This is a genomic window from Nocardioides sp. DN36, assembly GCF_055380375.1.
Genome location: NZ_AP043823.1, coordinates 2,505,989 through 2,521,992 on the forward strand (window position 1 = coordinate 2,505,989; position 16,004 = coordinate 2,521,992).

Genomic DNA, 16,004 nt, shown 5'->3' on the forward strand with positions numbered 1-16,004 from the left:
GGACGTGCGCTCCAGAGGGCAGAACCAGCATCTCGTCGACCGGCGGCTCCCCGTTGTCTACCTCTATGTCTCTGACTAAGGTCAGAGGATGGCCGCATCGCCGTACGCCGTCCTGCGCCGCTTCAACCGCGCCTGGACCCAGCGGGTCGGGGTCCTCGATGAATCCTTCCTCGGCTCCGGCCGCCCGCTCGGTCCCGCCCGCCTGCTCTTCGAGATCGGGCCGGACGGTGCCGGCGTGCTCGCGCTCCGGCAGCGGCTCGGGCTCGACTCGGGCTACCTGAGCAGACTGCTGCGCCAGCTCGCCGACGAGGGGTTGGTGGAGGTCGTGCCCGACCCCGGGGACGGACGCCGCAGGCTGGCCACCCTGACCGGGCGCGGGCTCGAGGAGTGGCAGACGCTCGAGGACCGCTCCGAACAGCGGGCCCGCGACCTGGTCGCCCCGCTGTCGGAGTCCCAGCGGGCGCGCCTGGACGACGCCCTGGCCACCGCCGAGCTGCTCGTGCGGGCGGCGACCCTCGAGCTCGAGCCGGTCCCGGCGAGCGCCCCCGAGGCGGTCGCCGCGGTGCGCAGCTACTTCGCCGAGCTCGACGAGCGCTTCCTCGACGGCTTCGATCCCGGGGACGCGTGGACCCACGACGCCGCGGCGTTCACCTCGCCCGCGGGGATCTTCGTGGTGGCCCGGGACGAGGACCGCGTGGTGGGCTGCGGCGCGGTCCAGCGCCTCGACCCGCGCACCGCCGAGATCAAGCGGATGTGGGTGCACCCGGCGCTGCGCGGCGCCGGCCTGGGGTCGCGGCTGCTGCGCCACCTCGAGGGCGAGGCGGCCGCGCTCGGCTACGAAACGGTCCGGCTCGACACCAACGGCACGCTCGCCGAGGCGATCGCGATGTACGAGCGGGCGGGCTACCGGCGCATCGACCGCTACAACGACAACCCCTACGCGCAGGCGTTCTTCGAGAAGTCCTTGGCCTGAGTGTCGGTCAGCCCCAGTGGCGACGCATCAGCGTCGTCACCGCGAACGGGTCGGTCCCTGCCTGCGCGGCCAGCACGCCGGCGCCCTCCGGCGAGCCGGTGAAGACCGCCTCGCCGCCCCCGACCCAGTGCTGCCAGGCCCGGGCGAACGCCCGCGCCCGCCCCGCGTTCACGCCGAGCACGGTCGGCACGGCGTGCCAGGTCTCGGCGGTCGCCTCCGCACGGCCGGAGGCGGCCGCGAGCGCGGCCCTGGCCGACCACGGACCCGGGGGCACGACCCACCGGGGCACGACGTAGCGGGGCGTGCCGAGCGGGCTCATCACCTCGTCGACCGCCATCGCGAAGGTCTCGGCCTCGCTCTCCCCCACTCCCTCGAGGACGCAGCGGTACTCGCCGCCGGGCTCGACCTGCAGCCGCACCGAGTCCGAGCCCGCCGGGGTCAGGCCGGCCGCGTGCAGGGCGTCGGCGACGGCACACGCCACCTGGGCGACCGAGGGCGGGACGCAGGCGGCGGCCAGCACCCTCGTCCCGCGGGCCCGGCGCTGTGCCCGCCGGACGAACCAGCCGGAGACCAGCAGGATGACGCCGACCGCGAGGAGCGCGGGGTGTCCCGCGAGCAGCGCCCCCGCGCCGGACAGCCCGCCCACCGCGAGCAGCAGCGCCGGCCAGGGGCTGCCGGCGAGCAGTGCGGTGTCCCGGACCGCGAGCGCCGTCGGGCCGGCGACCACCGGGGCCGGCTCGCTGGCCGACCCGAGCCGGGACCGCTCCTCGGCGAGGACCCGGATCGCCGGCACCGCGGCGTCGACGTACGGCGTGCCGACCGCCCAGGCCTCCGCGGTCAGGTGCCGCCGCTGGCTCCGCACGACCATCTCGGCGTTGATCGCGTCGAAGTCGGCCGTGTCGGGCGGGGCGAAGGCGGAGAACCGGGAGTCGCAGTGGGCGACCCCGTCGGTGACCTCGCCGGTCTGGTCGAGCGCCAGGTAGCCGGCGTGCTTGCGGACCAGCCGGTCCCAGTCGTTGCCGCCCCGGGGGTGGTCGTCAGCCACGCACACCACCGTCCAGTTGACCGCCACCTTCTCCCGCCAGGCCGGGTCGACGCGCAGCGCACGGCCCCGGGTCTGGGTGACCGCCGTGGTCGTGGTGACCGCGGTGAGGTCGACCAGGCCGGTCACCGCAGGGGCGTCCCAGCCCTCGCCGAGCAGGCCGCGGGTGCCGACCAGGACCCGGGTGCCCCCGGCCGTGAAGAAGTCGGTCACCAGCCGCACCCAGGTGCGGCTGGACCACGGGCCGACGAGGCGCACGAGCCCGTCCGCCTCCGGCATCGGCTGGACCTCGAGGCGCGCGGCGAGGTCGGCCTCCGCCGCCCGGGGACGCGCGGCGACGAACTCCCGGAACGCCGCCAGGGTGTGCGCCGAGGCGGCCACCGTCGACCCGGTGACCAGCATCGGGTCGAGGCCGGTGGTGCCGGGGTCCGCGACCAGGCCCGCGACCACCGCGACCGCCGACCCGGACTGGGCGTCCATCACCCGGTCGAGGTCCGCGGGCAGCAGCGCCGAGGCCCGTTCGTGGTCGCAGAGCACGAGCATCCGCAGCCGGTCCCCGAGCGTCGCCTGCTCCTGGGCCACGATCGCGGTGGCCGCCACCGTCTTGGACTCCGACCTCGCCAGCACCCGGTCGACCACCGAGCGGCCCCTCCGGATGCCGCGCCGGGTCAGCACGTAGCCGACCGAGGGCAGGGCCCGCCGGACCGCCTCGAGGACCTCCTCGTCCGCCGGGTCGGAGGAGGGCCGCACGCACCGGGACAGCCAGTCCTCGACCAGCCGGACCCAGTCGTCCGAGGTGGGGTCGACCCGGTGCTCCTCGGCGAGGCGGGCGCCGGGCGGGAGCGCCAGCATGCCGGCGTGATGGGCGCGCAGCGCGGCCCGGGCGAGCTCGGGCTCGGTCCGCAGCACGCTCAGCCAGGGCACGTCGAGATCGGTGAACCGCGTGTCGAGCCACGACAGGAACGGCGTCGAGCCGAACCCGGGGTCCACGAGGTCGGTGAGCAGCTCGGCGAACCGCGTCGCGGACTCCGCCAGCCACGCGGACTCGGCCGCTGTCGGTGTCGCGAGCCAGACCAGCTCGCTGAACGGCGCCAGGTCACCCTCGCGGACGAGCGCCGGGATGGACGCGGCGTACGCGCAGTCCCCGAAGAGCTCCTCGACCAGCGCAGCCTGGTCGGCCGGCAGGGCCGCGGGCGGGGTGGCGGTCAGGCCGAGGACCACGGCCTGCGGCAGCCGGTCGAGCAGCTCGGCCAGGAGCCGGCCCCACACCTCCAGGAGGTGGTGGCACTCGTCGAGGACCAGCAGCACCGGGCCACAGGCGGACAGCTCCTCGACCAGCGCCCGGCCCCCGGGGTGCAGGCGAGCGAGCAGGGTGCCCTCGAGGCCGTCGTCGTCGACCTCGGCGTCGGCGTCGAAGACCGCCAGGGACTGGTAGGTCAGCGCGGTCACCGGCTCGTCGAGGACCCGGTCGGTCCCGACCTCCAGCCCCAGCGCGGACGCCTGGGCGGCCCACTGCCCCTGGATCGCGGTGTTGGGGGCGAACGCCACCATCCGGGACACGCTGCCGTCGGCCAGCATCGCGGCCGCGGTGCGCAGCCCGACGAGGGTCTTGCCCGCGCCGGGTGGCAGCGTGACCCACGTCCGCGTCGTCCGCGCCGCCCACCTGCGGTCCAGCGCGGCGAGCGCCTCGGCCTGGTGGCGGCGCAGCTCGGGTCCGGTCACAGCGGCCCATCATGCTGCAGCCACGGCGCTGGGGACGCGCCGACGCCCTCGATCCGGTGCTGCGGTCGTCAGTCGCGGGTCCCGGCCGGCTCGGGACCGGGCATCGGGCGGACGTGGGAGGCGATCTCGGACCGCTGCGGCGGGCCACCTGCGATCCGCACTGCGGACACGGCCTCCGCGCGGACCACGGCATGGTCACCGTCGGAGACGAGCAGGACGCCGAACCCGTCGACGGCCGCGACGACGCCCGTCATCCACTGGCCGCCGACGAGCAGGTCCACCTCGAGCGTGTGGTCGCGCGCGTGGTTCAGCGCGGTCCCGATGGTGTAGAGCATCGAGCTGCTCATCCGGCGCCGCCCTCCTCCCCGCCCGAGCGGTCCGGGCGACTCGCTCAGGGTAGGGGCGACGGGCGACTCCCGCCCCCGAAACGGGCACGAACCACGTGGGCGGGAGTCCTGACCGAGGCGGTGCGGGGCGGCGACTAGGTGTACTCGGCAGGGACGTTGGTGACGGTTCGGGTCTTGTGAATCAGGAGAACCTCCCGGCTTAGTGGAGATGTCTGACGTCTTCACCAACCAGGAGGTCCTCGTGGCCCACGCTAACGCCCGCCTGAACCTGCACGGTCGTCGTCTGCTCGTCTCACGCGTGATCGATGACCGCCGACCTGTGGCTCACGTTGCCAAGGAACTCGGCGTCTCTCGGCAGTGCGCGCACCGCTGGGTGGCTCGTTTCCGTGCCGAGGGCGAGGCCGGTCTGGCCGATCGATCCTCACGTCCGCACCGGTGCCCGCGGCGCACCACTGACCAGGCTGAGCAGCAAGTGCTCCAGCTGCGGCGCACGGAACGACGCGGGCAGGACTGGATCGGCCCCGAACTCGGACTACCGCCGCGGACGGTCTCAGCGATCCTGCGCCGCCATCAAGTGCCCTACCTGCGCGAGTGCGACCCGCTGACCGGCGAGATCATCAGGGCCAGCAAGACCACCGCTCTTCGATACGAACGCGAGCATCCCGGTGACCTGATCCACATCGACGTGAAGAAGCTAGGCAAGATCCCCGACGGCGGAGGCTGGCGAGCCCTGGGCCAAGGACGCGAGAACCACGTCAGCGGCCACCAGGCGGTCGGCTACGACTACGTCCACGCCGCGGTCGATGACCATTCACGTCTGGCCTACGCCGAGATCCTGCCTAACGAACAAGGCACGACATGTGCAGGGTTCTTGCTCCGCGCCGGCGAGTTCTTCGCCCGCCACGGCATCGCGGTGCGCCAGGTCATCAGCGACAACGCCAAGAACTACACCCGCTCCCGCGACTTCCAGGCAGCCGTGAAGACCCTGGGTGCTACCCACCTCACCATCCGTCCGCACTGCCCGTGGCAGAACGGGAAGGTGGAGAGGTTCAACCGGACCGTGCAGGTCGAATGGGCCTATCGCCAGGTCTTCCTCACCAACGACGAGCGCTCCGCAGCGCTGGCGCCCTGGATGGAGTTCTACAACAATCGACGACGCCACTCAGCCATCGGAGGACTGCCCCCGATCGACCGACTGTCATGAACGTGTCAGCCGAGTACAACTAGGCCGGGATGTGGCCGAAGTGGCCCCTCTGGAAGTCCTCGTAGGCCTGGAGGACCTCGGCCTTGGTGTTCATCACGAACGGCCCGGCCCAGGCCAGCGGCTCGCGGATCGGACGGCCACCGACGATGATCACGTCGAGCTTCGGCGAGCGGCTCTCCTGGCTGCGGTCCGCGGTCACGGTCAGGTAGTCGCCCGCGCCGAGGACGGCAGACTGCCCGGTGTGGACCGGCGTCCCGTCACCGACGGTGCCGTGGCCGTTGAGCACGTAGACCAGCGCGTTGAAGTCGACGTCCCACGGCAGGTCGAGGCGGGCGCCCGGCTCGATGGTGGCGTGCGCCAGCGCCATCGGGGTGTACGTCGATCCCGGGCCGGCGTGGCCGTCCACGGAGCCGGCGATGACCCGCACCAGCGAGCCCGCGTCGTTCGTCGTCAGCAGCGCGACCTCGCCCGAGCGCAGGTCCTGGTACTTCGGGGCGTTCATCTTGGCGTCCCGCGGGAGGTTCACCCAGAGCTGGATGCCGTGGAACAGGCCGCCCTTCTGCACCAGCCACTCCGGCGGCGCCTCGATGTGGAGCAGCCCGGAGCCGGCCGTCATCCACTGGGTGTCGCCGTTGGTGATGGTGCCGCCGCCGCCGTGACTGTCCTGGTGGTCGAAGACACCGTCGATGATGTAGGTGACGGTCTCGAAGCCGCGGTGCGGGTGCCACGGCGTCCCCTTGGGCTCGCCCGGGGCGTACTCCACCTCGCCCATCTGGTCCATCATCACGAACGGGTCGAGGTGCGCGAGGTCGATGCCGGCGAACGCGCGCCGCACCGGGAACCCCTCCCCCTCGTAGCCCTGCGGAGCGGTGGTGACCTGCCACACCGGGCGCGGCTGGTCGCCCAGCCCGGGCGTGCGGATCCGGTCGAGCACGGTCAGGTCGGGAACGGTGATCGCGGGCATCGGCCCACCTCCTCGGAAGTCACCATCCCCAACGATAGTTGAAGATTGGATATTCCGGCAGGGGGGTTCAGACCACGACCGGCAGCCACACCCGGAACGTCGTGCCCTCGCCCTCGGCGGAGTCCAGCTCGACGCGACCGCCGTGCTTCTCCACGACCGCTCGGGCGATCGAGAGGCCCAGCCCGCTGCCCGGGATCGCCTGCTTCTGTGCCAGCGAGGACCGGAAGAACCGGCTGAAGATCCGGCCCTGCTCCTCCGCCGGGATGCCGAGCCCGGTGTCGGCCACCTCGATGAGCGCGGTGTCGCCGTCCGCGGTCAGGTCGACTCGCACCCGCCCGCCGTCGGGCGTGAACTTCACCGCGTTGCTGACCAGGTTGACCACGACCCGCTCGATCATGTCCCGGTCGCCCAGGAACGGCACCGGGTCGTCCGGCAGCTCGAGGTGGACCTTGAGGTCGCGGGCCTCCCACGAGGGCGACACCACGTCGTGGCCGGCCCGGACCAGCGCGCGCAGGTCCAGCGCCCGGTCGGCCAGCACCAGCCCGTCGTCCTCCACCCGGGAGAGCGTGAGCAGGTCGTCGATGAGCAGCAGCAGCCGGGAGCTGTTCGCGCTGACCCGGCGTACCGCGTCGGCCTGCGCCGCGGACAGGTCGCCGAACTCCCCTTCCTCCAGCATCTCGAGGTAGCCGACGATGCTGGTGATCGGCGTGCGCAGCTCGTGGCTGACGCTGCCGACGAAGGTGTCCTTCACCCGATCGACCTCCCGCAGCCGCTCCCCCGCAGTGCGCTCGGCGTCGAGCGCCTCCATCAGGGTGCGCCGCAGCTCGACCCGGTCGGTGACGTCCTCGGACGTGCTGACGAAGCCGGCGTGCTCGCCGCGGCCGCCGACCATCCGCGTGAGGGTCACCGAGTGCGTCCTCTCAACGCCGTCCTTGCGCAGGAAGGGGATCTCCTGGCCGGCCAGCGTGGGCACGGCCATCGCCGCGGCGAGCTCGCGGATCTCAGCGTGGACCCCGAGCTCCCGAGCCTTCTCGGCCACGACCTCCCGGCTGTAGAACATCGCCGGGGACCTCCCCAGCACCTCGTCCGGGGAGTAGCCGAGCAGCCGTTGCGCACCGGGGTTGAACAGGGTGATGCGGCCCTGGGCGTCGGTGCCGATGATGGCCACGCCGGTCGCGCTGTTGACGATGTTCTGCACCTTGTCGCGCTCCGCGGCCGCCTCCCGGGCGAGGGTGAGCTGCTCCCCGACGATCTGGACCATCGGCACCACGACGGCGGCGCAGTCGAGGCCGAAGAGGGCGAGCAGGATCGGGCGGGCGTCCACGGGGAGGCCGTACTCCTGCACCACGTCGGCGAAGGGGCCGAAGCCGAAGCTGGTGAGCTGGATGGCGATGGCGAAGACCACGAAGCTCTGGGCCAGCGCCTCCCACGGGTTGGCGCGCAGGCCGCCCCAGGCCAACAGCGGCAGGATCGCGAACACCAGGCTGGGGAAGTCGTGGGGCAGGAAGATGACCAGCGTCACCGTGGCCAGCAGGAACCACTGCAGGACCCGCTCGACAGGCGGCGCCACCGACCCGTGAGCAGGCAGCCGGAGGAAGAACGGCAGCACGGTCAGCTGCGAGGCCACCTGGGCCATGCCGACGGTCACCGCCGTGAGGGCCGGATCCCCCCGCCCGGACAGCGCCGCACCGACGGCGGTGGCCGCCGCGACGACGACGGCGCCCAGGGCGGCGCTGGAGAAGAACCGCTTCAGGTCGGCGCTGGTGAGCAGACCGGGAGGCTCTTCCCCGCCGTGCACGAGGCCACGCCAGGCGGCCCACACGCCGACGGCGGTGCCGACGGCCACGGCGATGGAGAACGCGGTGGGCAGCCCCCCGAGCGCGAACGTGACCATCGCGACCACGCCGGCGGCGGCCGCGAGGAGCGGCGCCCAGCGGCGCGGGGCCAGCACCAGCGCGGCGGTGGCTCCGCCGACGGGCCACAGACCGATGCCGTGCCCTCCGTCGGGCACCGCGTTCACTGCGGCCAGGCCCAGCAGGAACACCAGACCCAACAGCAGCGCAGCGCGCGCCGGCCAGCCATGCAGCACCCGAGCCTCCTGTTTGAACCGGGACACCGACCCTCACGATCCAAACACACGCTGACCCGCTCGCGGGGCGGATCGCCGGTTTGCCCCACCCGTGACCGCGACGGCTAGGTTGACGTGGTGACTTCGCAGAAGCAGCAGTACGACGTGGTGGTCGTCGGCGGCGGACACAACGGCCTGGTCTCGGCGGCCTACCTCGCACGAGCGGGACTCTCCGTGCTCGTCCTCGAGCGGTTGGCGCACACCGGCGGCGCGGCGGTGTCGGCGACGGCGTTCCCCGGCCAGCCGGCGCGGCTCTCGCGCTACTCCTACCTGGTCTCGCTGATGCCTGAGCAGCTCGTCGACGAGCTCGACCTCGACATCCGGCTCGCGTCCCGCTCGACCTCGTCGTACACGCCCGTCGTCCGGAACGGCGAGCCGACCGGGCTGCTGGTCGAGCGGCCCGAGGGCGAGGCGACCCGACGGTCGTTCGCCGAGCTGACCGGCGGCGACGCGGAGTACGACGCCTGGCGCGAGTTCCACGCCGACGTGGCCGACCTCGCGCACGTGGTGGCGCCCACGCTGCTCTCTCCCCTGCCGACCGAGAAGGCGATCCGCGCCGACGTCGACCCCGGCATCTGGCGCGACTTCGTCACCACGCCGCTCGGCGAGGTCATCGAGTCGCGCTTCACCGACGACACGGTCCGCGGGGTGGTCGCCACCGACAGCGCGATCGGGACGTTCGCGTCCGTGCACGACCCGTCGCTGGTGCAGAACCGCTGCTTCCTCTACCACGTGATCGGCAACGGGACCGGGGAGTGGCGCGTGCCCGTCGGCGGGATGGGCGCGGTCACCGACGCCCTGGCCCGGGCGGCGACGACGGCGGGGGCCGAGATCGTCACGTCGGCCGGCGTCAGCGGCATCCGCGACACCGGCGACGGCGCCGAGGTGACCTGGCACGACGGCGGCCGGGACCACACGGCCTCGGCGCGGTTCGTCCTCGCCAACGTCGCGCCGTGGGTGCTGGGGATCCTGCTCGGCGAGGGTGAGGACCCGGCCGGCAAGCCGCAGGGCACCCAGCTCAAGATCAACCTGCTGCTCGACCGGCTTCCCCGGCTCCGGTCGGGCATCGACCCGGCCGTGGCATTCGCCGGCACCCTCCACGTGGCCGAGGACTACAGCCAGCTGCAGGCGGCGTACGACGACGCCGCGGCCGGGCGGCTGCCCGCCACGATGCCGGGCGAGGTCTACTGCCACTCCCTCACCGACCCCTCGATCCTGGGCGACTCCCCGGCCGGCATGCACACCATGACCTACTTCGGCATCCACACCCCGGCGGCGCTCTTCGAGCAGGACCGGGCCGCCACCAAGGCGCTCGCCGTCGAGCGGGCGCTGGCCGCGCTCAACGAGCACTTCGCCGAGCCGATCGAGTCCTGCGTGGCGCGGGACGCCGACGGGCGGCCCTGCATCGAGGCCAAGATCCCGCAGGACGTCGAGGCGGACCTGGCGATGCCGGGCGGGCACATCTTCCACGGCGACCTCGAGTGGCCGTGGGCCTCGAACCGGGCCCGGCTCGACACGCCGGCGCAGCGCTGGGGCGTGCAGACCGAGGCGCCGTCGGTCCTCCTGTGCGGCTCCGGTGCCCGGCGCGGAGGGTTCGTCTCCGGCATCGGCGGCCACAACGCAGCGCAGGCGGTCCTCGAGTCCCGGTGACCGCCCCCGATTTCTCCTCGCGGGCCGGCCGCTGCTAGAGTTCTTCTCGCTTCACCGCACGCGGCATTAGCTCAATTGGCAGAGCAGCTGACTCTTAATCAGCGGGTTCGGGGTTCGAGTCCCTGATGCCGTACCACCCACGAAGGGCCGGTCCTGAGGACCGGCCCTTCGTCGTTCCAGGACACTGTCCGCACCCGCCCGACCTCACCGGTGGTCGACCAGCGCGGTGGAGTACGCCGCCCCTCCGCCGGCCGCCTTGGTGGCGCCGCTGACTCCGCGCAGGACGATGGGTGTCGAGCGGTTGGCGGTGCCGCCGTCACCGAGCTGACCGCTCGCGTCGTGACCCCAGATCCGGACCGTGCCGTCGCCGAGCACCGCCATGCCGGTGTCGCGACCGGCCCCGATCGAGGTGGCCCCGGAGACGTTGAGCACGAAGACCGGCCGCCGGCGGGCGGTGGTGGTGCCGTCGCCGAGCTCGGACCGGTAGTTGCGGCCCCAGGACTGGACCCGCCCGTCGCCGCGCAGCGCCAGGGAGTGGTGCGCGCCGGCGCTCACGTCGACGGCGCCGGTGGCCACCTGGACCGGCGAGCTCCGGTTCGTCTGCGTGCCGTCGCCCACCTGGCCGTAGCTGTTGGCGCCCCAGGCCCACACCGAGCCGTCGGACCGCACCGCGAGGCCGTGGTCCCGGCCACCCGCGATGGCGGTGACCTTGGTCAGCTGGCCGACCCGGACGGGCGTGAGGCGCCGGGTCGTCGTGCCGTCGCCGAGCTGCCCCTCGGCGTTGCGGCCCCAGCCGACGACGGTGCCGTCGGCGCGCACGGCGTAGGACATGTCCCGACCCGCCGCGATGAGCACGGCGTCGCTCAGGCCCTGGACCCGCACGAACGAGCGGCGGTTGGTCGTCGTCCCGTCGCCGAGCTGGCCGTCGGAGTTGAGCCCCGCGGTCCACACGGTCCCGTTGCCGAGGAGCACGACGGTGTGGTTGTGCCCCGTCTCGACCGCGACGGCCCCGCTCAGCGAGGTGACCCGGGTCGGGGTGAGCCTGTTCCCGGAGGTCCCGAGGCCGAGCTGGCCCTGCGCGTTGCTGCCCCACACCCAGACCGTGCCGTCGGACCGGAGGGCAGCGACGTGCTCGCGACCGCCGTGCAGGTCGACCACGTCACCCAACGTGCTCACCGGCCCCGGCACGAGGCGCGGGAAGGTGGTCCCGATGCCGAGCTGGCCGTAGGAGTTGCCGCCCCAGGTCCAGGGCACCCCGGGAGGTGCCAGGGCCTGGGGAGCCAGGGCCTGGGCGTCCGGCGCGGCGATCGCGAGCGCGCCCGTCAGCGCCAGGACGAGGCCGAGGACGATCCTGACCGCTCTGCAGTGTCCGTGCATGAGTCCTCCGTGGGCAGGGGGCCCAGCCTAGGAACGGGGCCGTGCCCGCGTCATGACCTCCATCGGGTAGGAGACCGCCCGGTCCGGTCCGAAGACGACCGCTTCGGGTCGCTCATGCCTACGATGGCCGCCACCGTCTGTCGAGGCACCGTCGCCCGACACCACCGGAGGGGGCCAGGGATGCACGAGCCGGCCGAGCGCGGTCCCGCGATGGGACCGCACGTCATCTTCGGCTTCGACACCACCGGGCGCTGCACCCTCTCGACGGGTCCCGGGCTGGGACCGCTGCGGGTGCGTCCGGGCGAGCTGGTCGGCCGGGACCTCTTCGAGGTGTACGCCGACGACGAGCGGTCGCTCGCGGCGCTCCGCCGGGTCCTCGCCGGCGAGACCTTCAGCGTCGAGCGGGAGTTCCACGGGCGGATCCTGACCGTCTACTACGAGCCGGTGCACGGTCCCGACGGTGCCATCACCGGCGCTCTCGGCGTGAGCACCGACGTGACCGAGCAGCGGCAGGCCGAGGCCGAGCTGCGCGCCGCCCGGCAGCGGGCCACGATGCTCGCCGACATCTCCGCCGCGATGAACCGTGAGGTCCTCGACCCGGACGCGCTCGTGCGGATGGTGGCCCGGTCGGTCGGCGAGCCCTTCGCGGACACCGCCACGGTCTGGGTGCGCGTCCGCGGCTGCGACGACCTCGAGGCGCGGGCCCGATGGACGCGGGACGGCGTCGAGGGACCGGGCGAGGGCGAGCAGCAGGCACCGCTGACCCTGACCGAGGTGGAGCCCCTCGGCGTCCTCCAGGTGGTCCACACCGTCCCGGGACGCGCGATGCTCCGGGTCCCGCTGCGCTCCCGCGGGCACCTCGTGGGTGCCATCGACATCACCCGGTCCGGGAGCTGGGGAGTCTTCGACGACGACCGGCTCGACCTCACCGCGGACATCGCCGACCGGTGCGCCCTGGCCCTCGACAACGCGCTCCTGCTGGAGGCGCAGCGCGAGGACCGCGAGCAGCTGGTGAAGTTCAAGGCCCTGGCCGACGCCTCCGACAACCTCGTCGCCATCGCCGACAGCGACAACCGGTTCGTCTACCTCAATCCCCGCATCGAGGAGGCGGGGATCGAGGTCGCTCCGGGGGACGTGTGGGCGACCGTCGGGAGCTACGTCGACCAGGACGTCCAGGCCGAGATGCGTGATCGCATCGAGTCGACGGGCCGCTGGTCCGGAGACCTCCGGCTCCCGCTCGGCGACCGCGAGATGCTCGCCCAGGTGGAGGTCTTCCGGCTCTTCCACCCCGACACCGGTGCCGCGCTGGGCACGGCCTGGGTCGCCAAGGACGTCACCGAGCTGCGTACGACGGAGGCCGCGCTGCGTGCCGTCAACGCCGACCTCATGCAGTTCAAGGCGCTCGTCGAGGCGTCTCCCGACTTCATCGCCATCGCCGGGCTGGACGGGGCCGTGACCTACGTCAACCCGGGCGGGCGCGAGCTCATCGGGCTCGATCCCGGGGTGGACGTCACCGAGACCACCATCGTCGACTACCTGACGCCGGAGGGGATCACGGCCTCGCTCGAGGTCGAGCAGCCCGCCGTGGTCGCCCACGGGCACTGGGAGGGCGAGTCCACGCTCCGCAACCACCGCGGGGCTCCGGTCCCGGTGGAGATCGCCAGCTTCCTCATGAACGACCCCGAGAGCGGCGAGCCGTTCGCGCTGGCCACCGTGCAGCGCGACATCAGCGAGCGCCTGGCCGCCGAGGCCGCGCGGCAGGAGCTGGCCGAGCAGCAGCAGGCGCTGCTCACCCGGCTCGTCGACGCCCAGGACGCCGAGCGGACCAGGATCGCCGCCGACGTCCACGACGACCCCGTCCAGGCCCTCGCCGCGGTCGACCTGCGCCTGGGCCTGCTGAACCGGCGGCTGCGCGAGCGCGCCCCCGACCTGCTGGAGACGCTGGAGCCCCTGCAGGCCAGCGTCTCGGGCGCCACCGAACGCCTGCGGTCCCTCCTCTTCGACCTCGAGCCGCCCGACCTCCAGCGCGGCCTCGCCGGCGCCCTGGCCCGCGCCGCGGAGGAGATCTTCGAGCTCTCCGACGTGCAGTGGGCCGTCGACGGCGAGCACGAGCCGGACGTGCCGAACGCGGTGCTGGCCATCGCCTACCGGATCGCGAAGGAGACGCTGAACAACACCCGCAAGCACGCCGGCGCCCGGCACGTCACGGTCACCGTCCGTGGTCGCGACGGCGGGATCGAGGTGTCCGTCGCCGACGACGGCGTCGGGCTCTCCGCGGCCCCCGTTCCGCCCACCCCGGGCCACCGCGGCCTGCTCACCATGCAGGACCGGGCGACCGTCGCCGGCGGGTGGTGCTCGCTCAGCAGCCCACCCGGCGGCGGCACGGTGGTGACGACGTGGCTCCCCGGCAGTCGCGCCGGCGACCTCCCTGCCGTCTAGTGCGGATGTACTAGCCGGATCGGTACCTGCGCACCGAGCGCCCGCCCCGACGACCGGGCAGCATTCGAGGTGCGTCGACCGGCCTGCATCCCCCGTCGGGCCGGTCGGCGCCCTTCTCCCTCGCGACGGCCGCGGTCGACCGGCCCGCCGAGCATGGGGTCCGACGGCCGGGGTACCTCTCCCCCATGCTGACCCCCAAGGCGCGCGGCGCCCTCAGCGAGTCGTTGTTCGAGGCGATGCGGGTGCGCCCGGCCGAGCTCGCCCCGGCGCTCGCCGCCACCCCCGAGAGCGTCGACGACGAGCAGATCGCGCTGTGGGCGCTCTACGAGCTCCACCACCGCGGCTTCGAGGACGTCGACGACGACCTCGAGTGGGACCCCGACCTGCTGGCCCTGCGGCGCCGGCTCGAGCGGTCCTTCGAGGGCCGCCTGCGTGCGCGCTGGACCGCTCCGGACGGCCTGCTGGGCGACCTGTCCGGCGAGGGGTTCGCGGAGACGCTGTTCGCCTACGTGGAGGGCCACGACGGCGCCTCGCTCGCGTCGTACGTCCAGCGCGAGGCAGACGTCGAGCAGGTCCTCGACCTCTTCCGGCTGCGCTCGGTCTACCACCTCAAGGAGGCCGACCCCACCGCCTGGGTCGTCCCGCGGCTCGAGGTCGCGACCAAGGCCGCGCTGGTCGAGCTGCAGTACGACGAGTACGGCACCGGCGACCCGAACCGGCTGCACGCCCACCTGTTCGCCCGCGGACTCGAGGCGTGCGGCCTGAGCGCCGAGCCCGGCGCGTACGTCGACGATGTACCCCTGGAGGTGCTCGAGCAGAACAACGCCATGTCGCTCTTCGGGCTGCACCGGCGGCTGCGCGGCGCCGCGCTGGGTCACCTGGCGGCGTTCGAGGCCACGAGCTCGCTGCCCTCGCGGAAGATGGCTCAGGGCATCGAGAGGCTGGGGCTCGCCGACGAGATGGCTTACTACTACCGCGAGCACGTGGAGGCCGACGCCGTGCACGAGCAGCTGGCCGTGCGCACCATCTGCGGTGGCCTGGTCGCCGCCGAGCCCGCGCTCGTCGCGGACGTGCTCCTCGGCGCCTTCGCCTGCCTCGACCTCGAGGACCGGGTCGCCCGAACGTTGCTCGCCCAGTGGGCGGCATGAGCGCCCAGCCGCCCCGGGAGATCGAGCACCCGGACGTGGTGATCTGCCCCGGCGGGCCGCTGCTGCTGCGCGGCGACCACGTCGTTCAGGACGACCAGGGCCGCACCCATCGCACGAGCAGGCCGGTCAGCGCGGTGTGCCGGTGCGGGAAGTCCGCCTCCCAGCCGTGGTGCGACGGGACGCACAAGGTGCTGCCGCCGAAGGCTCGGCCGTAGGTCAGGCAGCAGGTCAGGCGCGCAGCGCCACGAGCACGCCGCGCTCGAAGGAGCGCCACTCGCGCACCTTGAGCCGGGTGGTCCCCCGCAGCTCGCGGGCCAGCCGGCGCACCTGCGCCACGGTCCCGAGCTGCAGCACGGCCGAACCACCGGCCAGCAGGTGCCGGCCGGCCAGCGTCCAGCAGCGGCGGGCCAGGTCGAGCCCGTCGACGCCCCCGTCGATCGCGAGCACCGGGTCCTCGGGGTAGCGCCCGGTCTCGGCCCGGGGCACCCACGGCGGGTCCGCGATGACCAGGGCGAAGCGCTCGTGCGGCTCGAGGACCTCGTCCATGGCTCCCTCGCGCACCTCGACCAGGTCCGCGAGCCCGGCGCGCTCGGCGTTGGCCCGCGCGTAGTCGCACGCGACGGGGTTCAGGTCCACGCTCACCAGCGGCCGGGGCTCGTGCCGGATCGCGAGCAGCCCGATGTGCCCTGCCCCGGCGCACAGCTCGAGGGCCGGCCCCGCCGGGGCGTTGCGCAGCAGCTCGGCCGCCCACCGCGACTGGGCCGCCGTCCACGGCCGCGGCTCGAGGACCCGGGCGTCGTAGTCGATCAGAAGGTCACCGAAGGGCGCGCTGCGCGGCAGGACGCCCTCCCCGAGCTCGTGCAGGCTGGTCATGGCGATGACGTACCCGCCGCTCGCCGCCCCACACCCACCCCGGCTCCCGCCGGATAGTCCAACACGTTTCTGACGTCACGGGATAGTCCGGCACGTTCCTGACGTCAGGGGATGGTCCGGCACGTTCCTGACGTCAG

Annotated in this window: 12 protein-coding genes and 1 tRNA gene; 7 read left to right on the forward strand and 6 right to left on the reverse strand. The window is 73.4% G+C overall.

All coding sequences use genetic code 11. The features are described from left to right. Window positions 1-88: 88 nt before the first annotated feature. Window positions 89-973, forward strand: a complete 885-nt coding sequence (locus tag ACZ43H_RS12900) for a bifunctional helix-turn-helix transcriptional regulator/GNAT family N-acetyltransferase (protein WP_464583329.1) — start codon at window positions 89-91, stop codon at window positions 971-973. A 7-nt stretch (window positions 974-980) separates the two neighbouring features. On the opposite strand, the gene ACZ43H_RS12905 is transcribed toward ACZ43H_RS12900, so the two are convergent. Beyond that, window positions 981-3,737: a DEAD/DEAH box helicase gene (locus tag ACZ43H_RS12905; RefSeq protein ID WP_464583332.1), complete on the reverse strand. Its 2,757-nt coding sequence runs from the start codon at window positions 3,735-3,737 to the stop codon at window positions 981-983. A gap of 68 nt (window positions 3,738-3,805) precedes the next feature. Next, on the reverse strand, window positions 3,806-4,084 hold the full coding sequence (locus ACZ43H_RS12910; RefSeq protein ID WP_464583334.1) for a hypothetical protein: 279 nt from the start codon (window positions 4,082-4,084) through the stop codon (window positions 3,806-3,808). A gap of 241 nt (window positions 4,085-4,325) precedes the next feature. On the opposite strand from ACZ43H_RS12910, the gene ACZ43H_RS12915 reads away from it, so the two are divergent. Continuing rightward, window positions 4,326-5,288 carry an IS481 family transposase gene (locus ACZ43H_RS12915; RefSeq protein ID WP_464590815.1) on the forward strand — a complete coding sequence of 321 codons (963 nt, stop codon included), beginning with the start codon at window positions 4,326-4,328 and terminating at the stop codon, window positions 5,286-5,288. A 19-nt stretch (window positions 5,289-5,307) separates the two neighbouring features. Here the strand turns inward: ACZ43H_RS12915 and ACZ43H_RS12920 are convergent, their stop codons facing one another. Further along, the gene (locus ACZ43H_RS12920; protein ID WP_464583336.1) at window positions 5,308-6,252 is read right to left on the reverse strand and encodes a pirin family protein; all 945 of its coding nucleotides are present in this window, start codon (window positions 6,250-6,252) and stop codon (window positions 5,308-5,310) included. Between the two features lie 67 nt (window positions 6,253-6,319). Next, window positions 6,320-8,341, reverse strand: a complete 2,022-nt coding sequence (locus tag ACZ43H_RS12925; RefSeq protein WP_464583338.1) for an ATP-binding protein — start codon at window positions 8,339-8,341, stop codon at window positions 6,320-6,322. A gap of 117 nt (window positions 8,342-8,458) precedes the next feature. Between ACZ43H_RS12925 and ACZ43H_RS12930 the strand changes: the two genes are divergently transcribed. Then, a complete protein-coding gene (locus ACZ43H_RS12930; protein WP_464583340.1) occupies window positions 8,459-10,030 on the forward strand; it encodes a phytoene desaturase family protein in 1,572 nt (523 codons plus the stop codon). 60 nt (window positions 10,031-10,090) lie between these two features. Continuing rightward, window positions 10,091-10,166, forward strand: a tRNA-Lys gene (locus tag ACZ43H_RS12935). A 68-nt stretch (window positions 10,167-10,234) separates the two neighbouring features. On the opposite strand, the gene ACZ43H_RS12940 is transcribed toward ACZ43H_RS12935, so the two are convergent. Beyond that, a complete protein-coding gene (locus ACZ43H_RS12940) occupies window positions 10,235-11,407 on the reverse strand; it encodes an RCC1 domain-containing protein (protein ID WP_464583342.1) in 1,173 nt (390 codons plus the stop codon). A gap of 180 nt (window positions 11,408-11,587) precedes the next feature. Between ACZ43H_RS12940 and ACZ43H_RS12945 the strand changes: the two genes are divergently transcribed. The 3 genes from ACZ43H_RS12945 to ACZ43H_RS12955 all read left to right on the forward strand — a co-directional run bounded on the left by ACZ43H_RS12945 (window position 11,588) and on the right by ACZ43H_RS12955 (window position 15,209). Beyond that, window positions 11,588-13,846, forward strand: coding sequence for a sensor histidine kinase (locus tag ACZ43H_RS12945; RefSeq protein WP_464583344.1), 2,259 nt, complete (start codon window positions 11,588-11,590; stop codon window positions 13,844-13,846). 185 nt (window positions 13,847-14,031) lie between these two features. Then, a complete protein-coding gene (locus ACZ43H_RS12950) occupies window positions 14,032-14,994 on the forward strand; it encodes an iron-containing redox enzyme family protein (RefSeq protein WP_464583346.1) in 963 nt (320 codons plus the stop codon). Beyond that, window positions 14,991-15,209: a CDGSH iron-sulfur domain-containing protein gene (locus ACZ43H_RS12955; protein WP_464583348.1), complete on the forward strand. Its 219-nt coding sequence runs from the start codon at window positions 14,991-14,993 to the stop codon at window positions 15,207-15,209. Before ACZ43H_RS12950 ends, ACZ43H_RS12955 begins: the two co-directional genes overlap by 4 nt. Before the next feature lie 13 nt (window positions 15,210-15,222). Here the strand turns inward: ACZ43H_RS12955 and ACZ43H_RS12960 are convergent, their stop codons facing one another. Next, window positions 15,223-15,867: a methyltransferase gene (locus tag ACZ43H_RS12960; RefSeq protein ID WP_464583350.1), complete on the reverse strand. Its 645-nt coding sequence runs from the start codon at window positions 15,865-15,867 to the stop codon at window positions 15,223-15,225. Between the last annotated feature and the right edge of the window lie 137 nt (window positions 15,868-16,004).

Coding starts and splice junctions, on each gene's coding strand:
- ACZ43H_RS12900 (WP_464583329.1), top strand. CDS start 89: ATGGCCGCATCGCCGTACGCCGTCCTGCGCCGCTTCAACCGCGCCTGG.
- ACZ43H_RS12910 (WP_464583334.1), bottom strand. CDS start 4,084: ATGAGCAGCTCGATGCTCTACACCATCGGGACCGCGCTGAACCACGCG.
- ACZ43H_RS12920 (WP_464583336.1), bottom strand. CDS start 6,252: ATGCCCGCGATCACCGTTCCCGACCTGACCGTGCTCGACCGGATCCGC.
- ACZ43H_RS12940 (WP_464583342.1), bottom strand. CDS start 11,407: ATGCACGGACACTGCAGAGCGGTCAGGATCGTCCTCGGCCTCGTCCTG.
- ACZ43H_RS12945 (WP_464583344.1), top strand. CDS start 11,588: ATGCACGAGCCGGCCGAGCGCGGTCCCGCGATGGGACCGCACGTCATC.
- ACZ43H_RS12950 (WP_464583346.1), top strand. CDS start 14,032: ATGCTGACCCCCAAGGCGCGCGGCGCCCTCAGCGAGTCGTTGTTCGAG.
- ACZ43H_RS12955 (WP_464583348.1), top strand. CDS start 14,991: ATGAGCGCCCAGCCGCCCCGGGAGATCGAGCACCCGGACGTGGTGATC.
- ACZ43H_RS12960 (WP_464583350.1), bottom strand. CDS start 15,867: ATGACCAGCCTGCACGAGCTCGGGGAGGGCGTCCTGCCGCGCAGCGCG.